Here is a 351-nt window from a genome sequence, read left to right as displayed (position 1 = left end):
ATATTATTGGTCGCATTTAAAACATTTAAACTCACGCTAGGCGTCGTAATTTTTACTGTTTTTATATCAGACTTATAAGTAATATTGTTTTCAACATAAGAGAGCTGATACTTAAACCCTGCGCTTTTTAAATCTGCTCGTTGTACAGCTGTCAAACCTTCTGGAACTTTTATAGCAAAGGTAGTCTCACCACTAAAATCTGTATTGGTTGTGCCCTGAGCTACTGTAATTCCGTACTCTTTAGCTTTTGCATCCAACTGGATGGTTACGGCTTTTGCTTCTACTGGTGTAGCATTGCTACCTTTAGTCATTAATTTAACGCCCACATTACCGCTGCCGCCTATCTCACTA

At 38.2% G+C, this 351-nt stretch carries 1 protein-coding gene; it reads right to left on the bottom strand.

Annotated elements, in window-relative coordinates:
- A partial coding sequence (locus tag BTV99_RS13605; protein WP_178377989.1) for a hypothetical protein occupies positions 1 to 351 on the bottom strand: 351 nt, incomplete at both ends.

Origin of the sequence: Psychrobacter sp. Rd 27.2, from assembly GCF_001921755.1 — a bacterium.
Taxonomy (GTDB): domain Bacteria; phylum Pseudomonadota; class Gammaproteobacteria; order Pseudomonadales; family Moraxellaceae; genus Psychrobacter; species Psychrobacter celer.
Note: the sequence above shows the minus strand (reverse complement) of the source record. Positions and strands in the feature narration are given on the sequence as shown.